Annotated in this window: 15 protein-coding genes; 8 read left to right on the top strand and 7 right to left on the bottom strand. The window is 62.6% G+C overall.

The features are described from left to right. Window positions 1–56: 56 nt before the first annotated feature. Window positions 57–998 carry a J domain-containing protein gene (locus tag AC1MGT_RS12505; protein ID WP_499500426.1) on the bottom strand — a complete coding sequence of 314 codons (942 nt, stop codon included), beginning with the start codon at window positions 996–998 and terminating at the stop codon, window positions 57–59. A 133-nt stretch (window positions 999–1,131) separates the two neighbouring features. Continuing rightward, window positions 1,132–2,280 carry a class I SAM-dependent methyltransferase gene (locus AC1MGT_RS12500; protein ID WP_499500425.1) on the bottom strand — a complete coding sequence of 383 codons (1,149 nt, stop codon included), beginning with the start codon at window positions 2,278–2,280 and terminating at the stop codon, window positions 1,132–1,134. Between the two features lie 66 nt (window positions 2,281–2,346). Between AC1MGT_RS12500 and AC1MGT_RS12495 the strand changes: the two genes are divergently transcribed. Genes AC1MGT_RS12495 through ttcA form a run of 3 tightly spaced genes read left to right on the top strand, consistent with a single transcriptional unit; the run spans window position 2,347 to window position 4,534 of the window. Next, complete coding sequence (locus AC1MGT_RS12495) at window positions 2,347–3,183, top strand: SDR family oxidoreductase (protein ID WP_499500424.1); 837 nt, start codon at window positions 2,347–2,349, stop codon at window positions 3,181–3,183. A gap of 2 nt (window positions 3,184–3,185) precedes the next feature. Then, window positions 3,186–3,584 (top strand): dihydroneopterin aldolase, encoded by a 399-nt coding sequence (locus AC1MGT_RS12490; RefSeq protein WP_499500423.1) that lies wholly within the window; start codon window positions 3,186–3,188, stop codon window positions 3,582–3,584. After that, a complete protein-coding gene (gene ttcA / locus AC1MGT_RS12485; protein WP_499500422.1) occupies window positions 3,581–4,534 on the top strand; it encodes a tRNA 2-thiocytidine(32) synthetase TtcA in 954 nt (317 codons plus the stop codon). Before AC1MGT_RS12490 ends, ttcA begins: the two co-directional genes overlap by 4 nt. 89 nt (window positions 4,535–4,623) lie before the next feature. Here the strand turns inward: ttcA and AC1MGT_RS12480 are convergent, their stop codons facing one another. The 3 genes from AC1MGT_RS12480 to AC1MGT_RS12470 all read right to left on the bottom strand — a co-directional run bounded on the left by AC1MGT_RS12480 (window position 4,624) and on the right by AC1MGT_RS12470 (window position 6,940). Next, window positions 4,624–5,475, bottom strand: a complete 852-nt coding sequence (locus tag AC1MGT_RS12480) for a transposase (protein WP_499500421.1) — start codon at window positions 5,473–5,475, stop codon at window positions 4,624–4,626. 218 nt (window positions 5,476–5,693) lie between these two features. Next, a complete protein-coding gene (locus tag AC1MGT_RS12475) occupies window positions 5,694–6,122 on the bottom strand; it encodes a DoxX family protein (RefSeq protein WP_499500420.1) in 429 nt (142 codons plus the stop codon). Between the two features lie 35 nt (window positions 6,123–6,157). Continuing rightward, entirely contained in the window at window positions 6,158–6,940 is a 783-nt protein-coding gene (locus tag AC1MGT_RS12470) for a DODA-type extradiol aromatic ring-opening family dioxygenase (RefSeq protein ID WP_499500419.1), read from the bottom strand. 122 nt (window positions 6,941–7,062) lie between these two features. Between AC1MGT_RS12470 and AC1MGT_RS12465 the strand changes: the two genes are divergently transcribed. Next, window positions 7,063–7,926, top strand: coding sequence for a LysR family transcriptional regulator (locus AC1MGT_RS12465; RefSeq protein ID WP_499500418.1), 864 nt, complete (start codon window positions 7,063–7,065; stop codon window positions 7,924–7,926). A 19-nt stretch (window positions 7,927–7,945) separates the two neighbouring features. Here the strand turns inward: AC1MGT_RS12465 and AC1MGT_RS12460 are convergent, their stop codons facing one another. Continuing rightward, window positions 7,946–9,052 (bottom strand): S-(hydroxymethyl)glutathione dehydrogenase/class III alcohol dehydrogenase, encoded by a 1,107-nt coding sequence (locus AC1MGT_RS12460; protein ID WP_499500417.1) that lies wholly within the window; start codon window positions 9,050–9,052, stop codon window positions 7,946–7,948. Window positions 9,053–9,155: 103 nt separating this feature from the next. On the opposite strand from AC1MGT_RS12460, the gene AC1MGT_RS12455 reads away from it, so the two are divergent. Both AC1MGT_RS12455 and AC1MGT_RS12450 read left to right on the top strand, forming a co-directional pair. Further along, window positions 9,156–10,220 carry a GlxA family transcriptional regulator gene (locus AC1MGT_RS12455; RefSeq protein WP_499500416.1) on the top strand — a complete coding sequence of 355 codons (1,065 nt, stop codon included), beginning with the start codon at window positions 9,156–9,158 and terminating at the stop codon, window positions 10,218–10,220. A gap of 49 nt (window positions 10,221–10,269) precedes the next feature. Continuing rightward, window positions 10,270–10,791: a SixA phosphatase family protein gene (locus AC1MGT_RS12450; protein ID WP_499500415.1), complete on the top strand. Its 522-nt coding sequence runs from the start codon at window positions 10,270–10,272 to the stop codon at window positions 10,789–10,791. On the opposite strand, the gene AC1MGT_RS12445 is transcribed toward AC1MGT_RS12450, so the two are convergent. Beyond that, window positions 10,722–11,339, bottom strand: a complete 618-nt coding sequence (locus AC1MGT_RS12445; RefSeq protein ID WP_499500414.1) for a TetR/AcrR family transcriptional regulator — start codon at window positions 11,337–11,339, stop codon at window positions 10,722–10,724. The two genes, AC1MGT_RS12450 and AC1MGT_RS12445, sit on opposite strands and share 70 nt — an antisense overlap. A 181-nt stretch (window positions 11,340–11,520) precedes the next feature. Between AC1MGT_RS12445 and AC1MGT_RS12440 the strand changes: the two genes are divergently transcribed. Both AC1MGT_RS12440 and pqqA read left to right on the top strand, forming a co-directional pair. Continuing rightward, the gene (locus AC1MGT_RS12440; protein WP_499500413.1) at window positions 11,521–12,171 is read left to right on the top strand and encodes a glutathione S-transferase family protein; all 651 of its coding nucleotides are present in this window, start codon (window positions 11,521–11,523) and stop codon (window positions 12,169–12,171) included. 176 nt (window positions 12,172–12,347) lie between these two features. Then, window positions 12,348–12,422 (top strand): pyrroloquinoline quinone precursor peptide PqqA, encoded by a 75-nt coding sequence (pqqA, locus tag AC1MGT_RS12435; protein ID WP_183555285.1) that lies wholly within the window; start codon window positions 12,348–12,350, stop codon window positions 12,420–12,422. Window positions 12,423–12,432: the final 10 nt, after the last annotated feature.

The following is a 12,432-nucleotide window of genomic DNA, read 5'->3' as shown; positions in this document are numbered from 1 at the left end:
ATGATGCGCCGTTTCAGGGCCAGCTACGGCGCATAAAAACGACAGCCGAAGAGCGCTTATTGAACGGGCTGGCGGCTGTCGCACTCGCCCTTGCCAGCGCCGACAACGACGTTCTGGTAATGCACTTCGTACTTGCCGGGCGTCAGTCTGTCGAGCGTGAACGTCGCACGCGGTTGCACGAAGGCGTGGCGCACGTTGGCGCGGCGCTCCAGGTCGTACAGCTTGACGAACACCGGCGATGCGTTCGCGCTATTGTCGATCGTCACCTGCATCCCGGCGCCCTCGTTACCCACCGGGTAGCCCGGCAGATAGGCCGACTCGGCTGGCCACGGCTCGCCGCCTGGCGCTGTCAGGGTTTGCAGGTCGGTGCTGCAATCGGGCACGCGGTCGGGCACCACCAGCTGGGCGATGCCGAGTGTGCGAACGGCAGGCGTACCGCGGCCGGCCCAGGTATCCGGCGCGGGCGCGGGTTCGGCGGTTGCGGGTGCAGTTGCTGGCGTTGCTGCGGCCGGCGGCGTGCTGGCCAGCACGCTCACGGGCTTTTGCACACCGCTCCAGGCCAGCGCGCCGGGCATCATGCCCGGTTGCCCGATGAGCAGGACGGCAGTGGCGGCGCCGGCCACGAAGCAGGTGGTCAGCCCCAGCCACCAGCGCGGATCGCGCATCAGGCGTGCGCGGCGCGGCTTGTGGGCTGACGGGGCGTCGCCCGCGTCACCGCCCTTGCGCAACTGGCCGTCCTTGGCGTTCGAGCTTTCCAGCCACTCGACTTCCCATTCTTCGGACGCGATCCACTCGTCGTGCTCTTTGCGGCGCACCGGATCGGCCAGGACGTTGTAGGCCGAATTGACGACGGCCATGATGCGGGCGGCCTTTTCGTCGCCCGGATTCTTGTCGGGATGGTATTTCTGGCTCAGCGCCTTGTACGATGCACGAATGACTTCCTGGGGCGCGTGACGCGACACCTTCAGGTTGTCATAGTGTGTGTGAATCTTGGCCATGGTGTGTCAAATCTGCCCGCTGATGCCTGCCATTGATGCTACGTCCTCGGCCGAGGCGGATGGCCGGACCCTGGCGCTGGAATGTCGTACAGCTTAGACGCAATTGTGTCCGTTGTGCAAGATATCACAATTATCACAGGCGATGACTGCGGTCAGCCTGGACGAGTGCATCGGGCAATGTTACAGCCTGCCCGACCACCAGCACCTTGAATAATTCGCCCATTTCCGCTGGTGAGACGAGCTTTTGCACGGCGCGCGACTGCGGCAGGAAGCGCAGCGCATCCTCAGGGTTGTTTTCAAGCAACAACTCACCGATCCCGCCACCGATCAGGAACGCGGCCTGGCTCATGTAGGCCAGTACCGGCAGGCCGGCATCCTGGGCCGCCAGCGCCATCGCCGTGAAATCGACGTGGGCCGTGATGTCCTGCAGGCCCGGCAAATAGAACGGATCGGGATGCGCATGGTGGCGGTAATGGCACATCAGGGTGCCGCCGATACGCTGGTCGAGGTAGTACTCGTGGGCTGGAAAGCCATAGTCGAACAGGATCGCCGCGCCGCGGCCGCCCGCGAACATCGCCGCCAGCGAGCCCATGAAGCCGGCGCCGACCGGGTGCAGCTCGGTGACATAGCCTTCGATCATCTGTTCGTGGTCTGGCACCTGGCGCACCAGTTGCTCGTGCAGGGCGGCGTCGAGCGGCGCCTGGACAAAGGCAAATGCGCCGTCCTCGATCGTGACCATCTGGCGGCGCCAGCCATCCTGCGTGCGGATCACCAGCTCGACCGGCATCGCATCGAGCACTTCATTGGCCAGCACCACGCCGCTGAAGTGCGCGGGCATGGCGTCCTGCCAGCGCACCTGCGGCAGATCGGCCAGGTTGGCCTGCTGGCGCGCACGCAGTTCGCCTGACAATTCGATGATGGTGTACGAGTTGACGGCGACGCCCTGGCGCGCCAGCGCAGCCAGCACGTCGCGCGCCAGGCGACCGGTGCCGGCGCCGAACTCGATGATGTCAGGCGCGCTTTGGGCGATAATAGCGGCTGCCACGCGCGCCACCGTTGCCCCGAACAGCGGCGTCATCTCGGGCGCGGTGATGAAATCGCCCTCGGCGCCGAGCTTGGCGGCGCCGCCGCTGTAATACCCGAGGCGCGGCGCGTACAGCGCCAGTTCCATGAACCGCGAAAACGCGATCTGCCCACCGGATTGTTCGATCTCGTCAGCGATGCGCTGTTGCAGGGCGTGGGACGCGGCCAGGGCGTCGTGGTCGGGGGTGGGCAGGGACATGCCGGCATTGTAGCCAGATTCGCTTTTATCAACAATTTACTGCCTGACGTTCAGGCTTGATCACCCATGATGACCGACACAGTTCCAACCGCCCTGCCCCGGGTCGCGCTGGTGACCGGCGCCGGCCGCCGTCTCGGGCGCGCCATTGCGCTGGGCCTGGCCAGGGCCGGCTGGGATCTCGCGCTGCACTACCGCCATTCCGAACAGGATGCGATCGCCACCCGCGACGCCATCCTGGCGCTGGGCCGGCGCGCCGTGCTGCTGCAGTGCGACCTGGCCGACGATGCGGCCGTCCGGCTGCTGGCGGGCCGCGCGATCGATGCGCTTGGCACGTTAACGTGCATCGTGAACAACGCGTCGTTGTTCGAATACGACAGCGCCACCGACTTTTCGCCGGCGCTATTGAAAGCGCATATGGCCGCGAATGTCACAGCGCCAGTGCTGCTGGCACAGGCGCTGCATGCGGCCACGCCGCAGGGCGAGCAAGCCGTCGTCATCAACCTGCTCGACCAGAAACTGTACAATCTCAACCCGGATTTTCTGTCGTACACCTTGTCCAAGGCAGCGCTGCACGCGGCCACCACGATGCTGGCGCAAGCGCTGGCGCCGACCGTGCGCGTGGTGGGCGTGGCGCCCGGCATCACGCTGGTCTCGGGCGAGCAGAGCGAGGAAGGTTTTACGCAGGCGCACCGCGCCACGCCGCTGGGGCGCTCCTCGACACCGCAGGACATTGCCGACGCGGTCGTCTACGCAGCGGGCGCCCGCGCGCTGACGGGCACGACCCTGCTGGTCGATGGCGGCCAGCACCTGACGCCATCGACGCGCGACGTCATGTTCCTGACCGAACCGCGCAGCGACAACCCCAACAACCGCAGCACCGAATCATCTATCCAAAAGGCTTAACCATGTTGTCCGCCCTGTCCCACCCGAGCTTGCGCAATTGCCGCCGGCTGTTCCTGCGCAATTACGAAGTGATGATCAATATCGGCGTGCACGATTTCGAAAAGAAGGGCGAGCAACGTGTGCTGATCAATGTTGAGCTGTACATTCCGCTCGAGATGTCGACGCCAAAGGCCGACCAATTGGCCGAAGTGGTCGACTACGACTTCATGCGCGAGACGGTGGCCCAGCGCATCGCCAAAGGCCATATCCACCTGCAAGAAACACTGTGCGACGACATGGTCGAGGCCATGCTGGCCCATCCGCGCGTGCGCGCGGCGGGCGTGTCGACGATGAAACCTGACGTGTATGCCGATTGCGAAGGCGTCGGTGTCGAAGTATTCCGTATCAAGGACGAAGCATGAACGAAACCGTTATCGAGCGCCTGACCGAGGCGGACTTCCCGCTGGGCGAGGCCGCCCCTGTGATCGACGCCAAGAAGCAGGAAAAGATCGCCCACGAAAACCACAAGCTGCACAAGCGCCTGTGCCGCCAGGTCGGCCAGGCCATCGGCGACTTCAACATGATCGAAGACGGCGACAAGGTGATGGTGTGCCTGTCGGGCGGCAAGGACAGCTACGCACTGCTGGACATCCTCCTGACCCTGCGCGAGCGTGCGCCGATCCACTTCGACATCGTCGCAGTCAACCTCGACCAGAAGCAGCCGAACTTCCCGGCCGACATCCTGCCGGCCTACCTGGACAAGCTCGGCGTGGATTACCACATCGAAAACCAGGACACCTACAGCATCGTCAAGCGCCTGATCCCGGAAGGCAAGACCACCTGCTCGCTGTGTTCCAGGCTGCGGCGCGGCATCCTGTACCGCGTCGCCGATGAGCTGGGCTGCAACAAGATCGCCTTGGGCCACCACCGCGACGACATCCTCGAAACCTTCTTCTTGAACATGTTCTTCGGCGGGAAGCTGAAAGGCATGCCGGCCAAGCTGGTGTCGGACGATGGCAAGCACATGGTGATCCGCCCGATGGCGTATGTGAAAGAGGCAGACACCGAGCGCTATGCGGCGGTAAAAGGCTTCCCGATCATCCCGTGCGACCTGTGCGGCTCGCAAGAGAACCTGCAGCGCAAGCAGATCAAGAACATGCTGCGCGAGTGGGAGAAAAAACATCCAGGGCGCGTGGAGAGCATTTTCTCGTCACTGTCGACCGTGGTGCCATCGCATCTGATGGACCGCAACCTGTTCGGCTTCGCGGACCTGAAGACGGATGGCGTGGCCAATCCGCTGGGTGATATCGCGTTCGATGAAGAGCCGTGTTCGACGCCGGTGACGGGGACGATTTCGTTGACGCAGCTATGATCGTCAAAGCCGGGGTCAGGTCTGACATTTGGACACGGCCTCAGCATCAAACCCGGGGTCAGGTCTGACATTCGGACACGGCCTCAGCACTAAGCATGCGGTTTCGCTTTCTCGAAAGCGGCAACCGCCCGGCTGACCGTTTTGGTCGAGACGCCAAAGGCGATCGCAATCTGTGGCATGGTATAGGCGGTCGATCGGTAGGCGCGCGCCATCGCCTCATCCCTGGCGGGATAGGTGTTCTGATAGTCAAGCAAGGGAAGCGCCACTGCGCGCCGCGCCGCCCGCTTGGTTTCCATGAGCGCTTCAGACCGCTGCATCCGCTGGTGCGCCGATACGAAAACTTCATCCCCCAGCAGGATTTGATGGCGGGTGGCGTCCAGCGGATTTGCTTGCCCGACACCTGCCAGTACAAACGCCTGATATGCCTCAATGGCGCTGGTGCGTGTGCCACCGAAGCGCTCCAGAAGCCGATCTCGCGCCAACCATTCTGGCGGCGTTTCATCCCCGACAAAATAACGGTGACTGCTCCATCGCCATTGATCCAGCGTTTCGACAACATGTGCACGTAGTGGATTCAACACGATGTACCGGGAGACTTCCAGAAGATAACTTTCCTTCTGCACAAGGATCGCCTTGTAGCGCCCTTGAAACAGGTGACCAACGAGATGATGCCGTCGATTGACATGCTGCGAATACGACCCGTTGAGTTGGCGTATGCATTGCGGAAGATTTGCTTCGGCCGTTTCGATCAGAAGATGGTAGTGATTGGTCATCTGGCAAAAGCTATGAATAACGCAGTGGTGGCGTTCACACACCTTCGCAAGAACCTCCAACCAAATTCGGCGATCGGCTTCATCGCGATAGATCGTGTTACGCCGGTTACCGCGCGACGTCACGTGGTACAGCGCACCGGGAAAGTCTAGTCTGAGTGGTCGTGTCATCCGGCCACGCTACCGGATGCCGGATCGCTAGCGCTGAGATTGCTCAGCATTCGAGGAGGCCGGGGGGTCATTTGACTAGCGCTGAGATCGTGTCCGAATGTCAGACCTGACCCCGGCTTTGATCCGAGTAAAGCCGAGGTCGTGTCCGAATGTCAGACCTGACCCCGACTTTGGTGTCCGAATGTCAGACCTGACCCCGGCTTTGGATGCAGCTCGATTCAGTTCCAGCGGCCGTTGGCGCCACCGATGCTGTAACGTCCTGCCCCCAGCAGTGCGACTGTTACTGCGGCAAAGAAGAACATCCCCTGCAATTCCAGTGCCCAGCCGCCAGTCTCGTTAAGCGTGAAGAACTGGCTCGTGTGTGCCAGCAGAACGGCGACGATCATGTTGATGGCCACGATCAGCGCGGCAGGACGCGTGAACAGGCCGAACAGGATGAGGAGCGGTGCGAGGACTTCGCCGATATACACCCCGTAGCCAAACACGGCAGGCAAGCCGGCTTTGGCCAGCATGTCGGCAACAAAACCGATGCCGCCGCTCAGTTTGGCAACGCCGTGGAACAGCAGCATCGCGGCCAGGGCAATGCGCAGCACCAGTTTGCCGGCGTCGTTGTTGTTGGTATTCAGTTGCGTGGTCGTGGTTTGCATGATCGTTCTTTCGTGAATGAAAACAAGGTAAATGATTAGTTGAACGCGTAGGCATCCATGGCGAGCACGCCATGTTCGATACTCGTGTGCAGCACGGACGCCCTGGCGTCGGGCCCGGCCGCGCCCATTGCCACGAACAGCGGCAGCAGATGTTCTTCGGTCGGATGGTTTTTCGCGGCCATCGGTGCCAGCTGGCGGTAGTCCAGCAAGGCGGCGCGGTCATTCGCAAGCAGCCGCTCGCGCATCCACGTGCCGAAGTCGCTGACCCAGGCTGGCGGCGGCGCATCGGCGCTGTGTCCGCGGATTTCATACAGGTTGTGCGTCAACGATCCCGAACCGATGACCAGCACGCCCTCCTGGCGCAAGGCCTGCAGCGCCAGGCCCAGTTGCTCATGGCGCGCGGGATCGGCGCCATGGACGATCGAAATCTGCATCACCGGCACATCGGCGGCCGGATACATCAGGCTGAGCGGAACCCACGCGCCATGGTCCAGGCCCCGTGTCGCGCTGCGTCCGACCGGGATACCGGCGGCGTCGAACAGCGCAGCCGCGCGTTCGGCAGCGGCAGGCGCGCCCGGTGCCGGATAGCGCATGTCGAACAGCGCTTGCGGAAAGCCGCCAAAGTCGTGGATCGTCTCCGGCTGGGTGGCCAGCGAGACGGCCGGGCCGCCAGCGGTTTCCCAGTGCGCCGAGACGACCGCAATCGCGCTCGGCCGTGGCAATGTCTGGCCCAGGCCCTGCAGGAAGCGGCGTGCCGGGCTGTCTTGCAGCGCGAGCATCGGCGAGCCGTGTGAGACAAAGATCGTGGGCAAATTCATGGTGCACCTCGTTAAGTGATGCGTGCATGGTACCTACGCCCATGATGTTGATAAAGCAGTTGAAGATGGTTAGACTATTTCCATTTGATTGACAATCTCGCCCAATGGACTTGCTCGGCTCGATGAGGACCTATGTTGCCGTGGTCGACAGCGGCAGCTTCGCCGCTGCGGCGCTCCGGCTGGATGTGTCACGCGCGATGGTGTCCAAGCAGGTGCAAAAGCTCGAAGAGCACCTGGGCACGCGGCTATTGAACCGCACTACCCGACGCCTGAGCCTGACGGAAACGGGCCGCTCCTTCCACGAGCGCAGCGTGCAGATCCTGGGGGACGTGAACGAGGCCGAGCAGATTGCCGGCCAGATGACAACGCTGCCGCGCGGCGTGCTGCGCGTGACGATTCCGCTGTCCTATGCCCAGCACCGCCTGGGCAGCATCATCGGTGCGTACACCCAGGCCTACCCGCAGGTGCAGCTCGATATTGCGCTGTCCGACCGCAAGGTCGACCTGGTCGAGGAAGGCTTCGATGTGGCGATCCGGATCGGTGCCCTGCCCCAGTCGGATCTGATTGCACGCAAGCTGGGCGTCGCGCGCAGCATCGTGTGCGCCTCGCCCGGCTACCTGGCCGCGCACGGCACGCCGCAGACGCCGCACGACCTGAGCCGGCATACATGCCTGAGCTACTCATTGAGCGGGGGCGGCGCCGACTGGCGCCTCGAGTCCGCTGGCGAACACCTCACCGTGACGGTGAATGGCCCCATCAGGGCCGACAACGGCGACATGATCCGCCTGGCCGCCGTCGCCGGGGCCGGCATCGTGTTCCAGCCGCACTTCATCGTGGGCGAGGATCTGGCAGCCGGGCGGCTGGTGCAGGTGCTGCCCGGCTGGGAGTCAGCCGAGCTGGGCATTCATGCGCTCTATCCGAGCCGCAAACATTTGTCGGCCAAGGTACGCACCTTCGTCGACTTTGTCGTGGCCGCGCTGGCCTGAACCGCCGCGGCCAGCGCCATCAGTACAGCACCACCGAGCGGATCGATTCGCCGCTCTTCATCAGGTCGAACCCTTCATTGATGCGCTCGAGCGGCAGGCGGTGCGTGATCAGATCGTCGATATTGAGTTTGCCTTCCATATACCAGTCGACGATCTTCGGCACATCGGTGCGGCCGCGCGCGCCGCCAAAGGCCGAACCGCGCCACTCGCGGCCCGTCACCAATTGGAATGGGCGGGTGGCGATTTCTTCGCCAGCGGCCGCCACGCCGATGATGAACGATTTGCCCCAGCCCTTGTGCGTGCATTCAAGTGCCTGGCGCATCGTGTTGACGTTGCCGACGCACTCGAAACTGTAGTCGGCGCCGCCGTCGGTAATCTGCACGATGGCGTCGACGACATTCTCGACCTCGTTCGGATTGACGAAATGGGTCATGCCGAACTTGCGCGCCATTTCTTGGCGCGCCGGATTGATGTCGACCCCGATGATCTTGTCCGCGCCCACCATCTTTGCTGCCTGGATCACGTTCAAACCGATGCCGCCCAGGCCAAACACGACCACGTTGGCGCCCGCTTCGACCTTGGCCGAAAACAGCACCGCGCCCACACCGGTCGTCACGCCGCAACCGATGTAGCAGACCTTGTCGAACGGAGCGTCTTCACGGATTTTCGCCAGTGCGATTTCCGGCACCACGATGTAGTTCGAGAAGGTCGACGTGCCCATATAGTGAAACAGCGGCTTGCCATCGAGCGAAAAACGGCTGGTCGCGTCCGGCATCAGGCCGCGGCCCTGCGTGCTGCGGATCGCCTGGCAAAGATTCGTTTTTTGCGACAGGCAGAATTTGCACTGACGGCATTCCGGCGTGTAGAGCGGGATAACGTGGTCATCCTTTTTTAAAGTCGTCACCCCAGGCCCCACATCGACCACGATGCCCGCGCCTTCATGGCCCAGGATCGCCGGGAACAGCCCTTCCGGATCGGCGCCCGACAGCGTGTAGTAATCGGTATGACAAATACCGGTCGCTTTTAGTTCGATCAGTACTTCGCCCTCGCGCGGGCCTTCCAGGTCGACTTCTTCGATGGTCAAGGGCGCGCCGGCGCGCCAGGCAATGGCTGCTTTGGTTTTCATGGTGATGGTCTCTGGCTGAGTAGAAATGGAATGCAGCCATTCTGCAGGCGCGGGCATCGCCACCGGCACCGCCCGGGCGGAAATGGCAGGATTTGGTGCAATAATGACCGGATCTTCGCCACTGACCGCCCTGCCGATGCCTTCTGCGCCACCTCTGGACACCATCACCGTCGACATCGTCGTCTATCCCGGCTTCAAGGCGATGGAAGCGATCGGCCCCATGTCGGTGTTCGAATACGCCAATCTGCACCTGGCGCGGCAAGGCAAGGCCGCCGGCTACGATGTGCGCGTGGCGTCCTTCAAGACCGGGCCGATCCGCTCGGACACCCTGATGTCGCTCGAAGCCACCAAGGTGGTCAGCACCCTCGCCCTGCCCCACACCGCGATGGTGGTCGGTGCGCGCCACATCCAGGCGGCGCTGGTCGAAAGCGCCGCCCTGATCGACTGGATCCGCGATGCCGCCCCGCGCCTCCAACGCCTGAGCGCCCTGTGCTCGGGCGCGTTCTTTCTGGCCGCCGCCGGCGTGCTCGACGGCAAACGCGCCACGACGCATTGGGGCGTGGCCGATCGCCTGAAAGCCGATTTCCCATCCATCGACATCGATGCCGACGCCATCTTCATCCGCTCCGGCAATGTCTGGACCTCGGCCGGCGTCACGGCCGGCATGGACCTGGCTCTCGCGCTTGTGGAACAGGACTTCGGGCGCGCGCTGGCGCTGGATGTGGCCACCGAGATGGTCGTCTACCTGAAGCGCCCGGGCGGCCAGTCGCAGTTCAGCGCCCACCTGCTCAGCGAGCGCACAGCGAAACCGACGATCCGCGAACTGCAGACCTGGATCCTGGAGAACCTGCACGAGCGCCTGTCGGTCGCCCAACTGGCGGACAAGGCAATGATGAGCGAGCGCCACGTCGCCCGCGTGTTCCAGCAAGAGGTGGGCATGAGCACCCAGGAATTCATCGAAACCTGCCGCTTCGAGCGCGCCACGCAGTTGCTGGCCGATGTGGCGCTGCCGCTGAAGACGGTCGCGGCGCGTGCCTGCTTCAGCGACGAGGCGCAGATGCGCCGGGTGTTCCTGAAAAAGCTGGGGATTGCGCCGAAAGTGTATCGCGAACGCTTCGCCACGACGGGTGTCGTGGCCGATCGCACCACCAACGCGCACGACAACTGACCGCCCCGTGCTACGCTGCTTTCAACCACATCCATGCTGAAAGACCACGATGCGCTTTCCTCTACCACCTTCACGATTGTTGGGGCATCTGGCACTGGCCGCCGCCCTGCTCGCGCCCTGCGCCGCCATGGCTGAGCCCGACATGATCTACCTCGTGCGCCACGGCGAAAAAGCCGCCGACGGCAACGACCCGTCGCTCACGCCGCAAGGCCGGCAACGGGCGCAGAATATCGCAACGATGCTGCACCGCGCCGGCATCCAGGCCATCTTCAGCAGCGCCACCGTCCGCACGCTCGAGACCGCGAAACCACTGTCCGCATCACTCAGCCTGCCCGTGCAGCAATACGACGCAGGCAGGCCAGAGGCGCTGGTCGGCAAGGTCAAGGCGCTGCAAGGGCCGGTGCTGGTGGTGGGGCACTCCAATACGCTGCCGGAACTGGTGCGGCTGTTCGGCGGTGCGCCAGGAACAGAGATTGGCGATAACGAATTTGACCGGGTATATCAGCTGGTCAATGGCGCTGATGGCAAAGTAACGACCGTGTTGTTGACGTCCTTGCCGGCATCGCCGTAACGCCTGCCTGTCAGAATCGCAGCGGCGATGACATCGAACAGATAGTCGCTGCGTGCGGAGAACGAGGCCTGATCGCCGATCCAGCCCAGCGCTCCGATCAACGCAAACATATCGCTGCCCGTTATGTTCTTGTCCGCCGTTCCCACCGCCTGCGCACGCGTCAGCAGGCGGGTGCCAGCGCTGCGCAGGTTGTCGCACGATGTGTGCAATGCCGAGTTGACGTCGGAAAGTGCAGCTGCCATCAACGTGACCACGCCGCTATAAATCCGGACAAACGCTACCGCCTCGCGTAGCCACGTAACGAGCGCGTCATCAGCACTAACGGCGGACTCGAGTGCTTCAGCTTTCTGCGTCAGTTCTTCAAGCGAACTTCTGAGCAACGCGTCGAGCAGGGATTCCCGCGTCGGAAAATGACGAAAAAGGGTGGCCGGCCCCACGCCAGCCCTGCGCGCGATGTCGCGCATCGACGCATCAACACCCGCTTCGGCGATGACGACCCGCGCGGTCTCGAGAAGTTGGTCATAGTTTTCTTTCGCATCGGCCCGCATAAACACTCCTTGACAATCGGATCACTGATCCACATCATGTGGATCAGTGATCCTTTTATTGTAGCGCCGCTGCAGCGGGGATGACAACAAGGAGCGACATGCGTTATCAAATTTTGGGTCGTCATACTGGCCAGCGTGTTTCGGAATTGGTGCCGGGCACCGCTCGCTTGAAGGATCAACCATGATCACACTGTATTACCACAGGGGTGCATGCTCAACGGCGAACCACTTTGCACTGGAAGAAAGCGGCGTCGCTTACCAGGCGATCGAGGTCAATCTGAGGGCAAAGAATGACCCGTTGACAGAGCAGGTCCGTGCACTCAATCCGATGGGCATGACGCCCGTGCTGGTCCTGAGCGACGGTACTGTGCTCACACAGAACAGCGCGACGTTGCCGTTCATCGCCGATCTCGCGCCATCCAGAAAACTCTTGCCCGAGCGGGGAACGCGCGAGCGTCATGAGGCGGAGCAGTGGCTTGGTTTTATCGCATCGGACCTTCATCCAAGAATGGTAGAAGTTGCCTGGATCTGGGCCGAGAAAGATGACGCAATACAAGCGCGTCTGCGCTCGTATTATGACGAACGTGTATCCCTGCCACTCAGGGTCCTGGAAAATCACCTGACAGACCGCCAATTCATTCTGGGGGAAGCCTATTCAGTCATCGACGCTTACGCGGTGGTTGCTCTGGGATGGTCAGTGCCATGTCAGGTCTCGCTGGACCCTTATCCAAACATTCGCGCGCTGATCGCCAGGGTAGAAGCACGCCCCGTCATCCGGCACGTCAGGCAGATCGAAGGTCCGCTTGACTGGGATGCCGACAAAGCGCGCTGACGCGGCCGACGCGCGCTGCCGATCAGGCGCGATCGCCGGGCCCGTCGTACATACCCCCGCACGGCAGCGCCCGCCATCGTGCAGAATCGACAAGATTCCGTCACAATCAGGTGTCGTCGCGTAGCCGACGACCATCACTCGCAACATACCATCATGCATTCACTAGGAGGCTTACCATGCGCTGGGAAACACCTGAAGCAATTGATTTCCGTTGGGGTTTTGAAATCACCATGTACGTGCTGAACCGTTGATGTTTAATTC

Source organism: Telluria sp. BA11 (genome assembly GCF_056680305.1).
The sequence above is the reverse complement of the archived record's forward strand: the minus strand, read 5'-3'. Positions and strand labels throughout refer to the sequence as shown.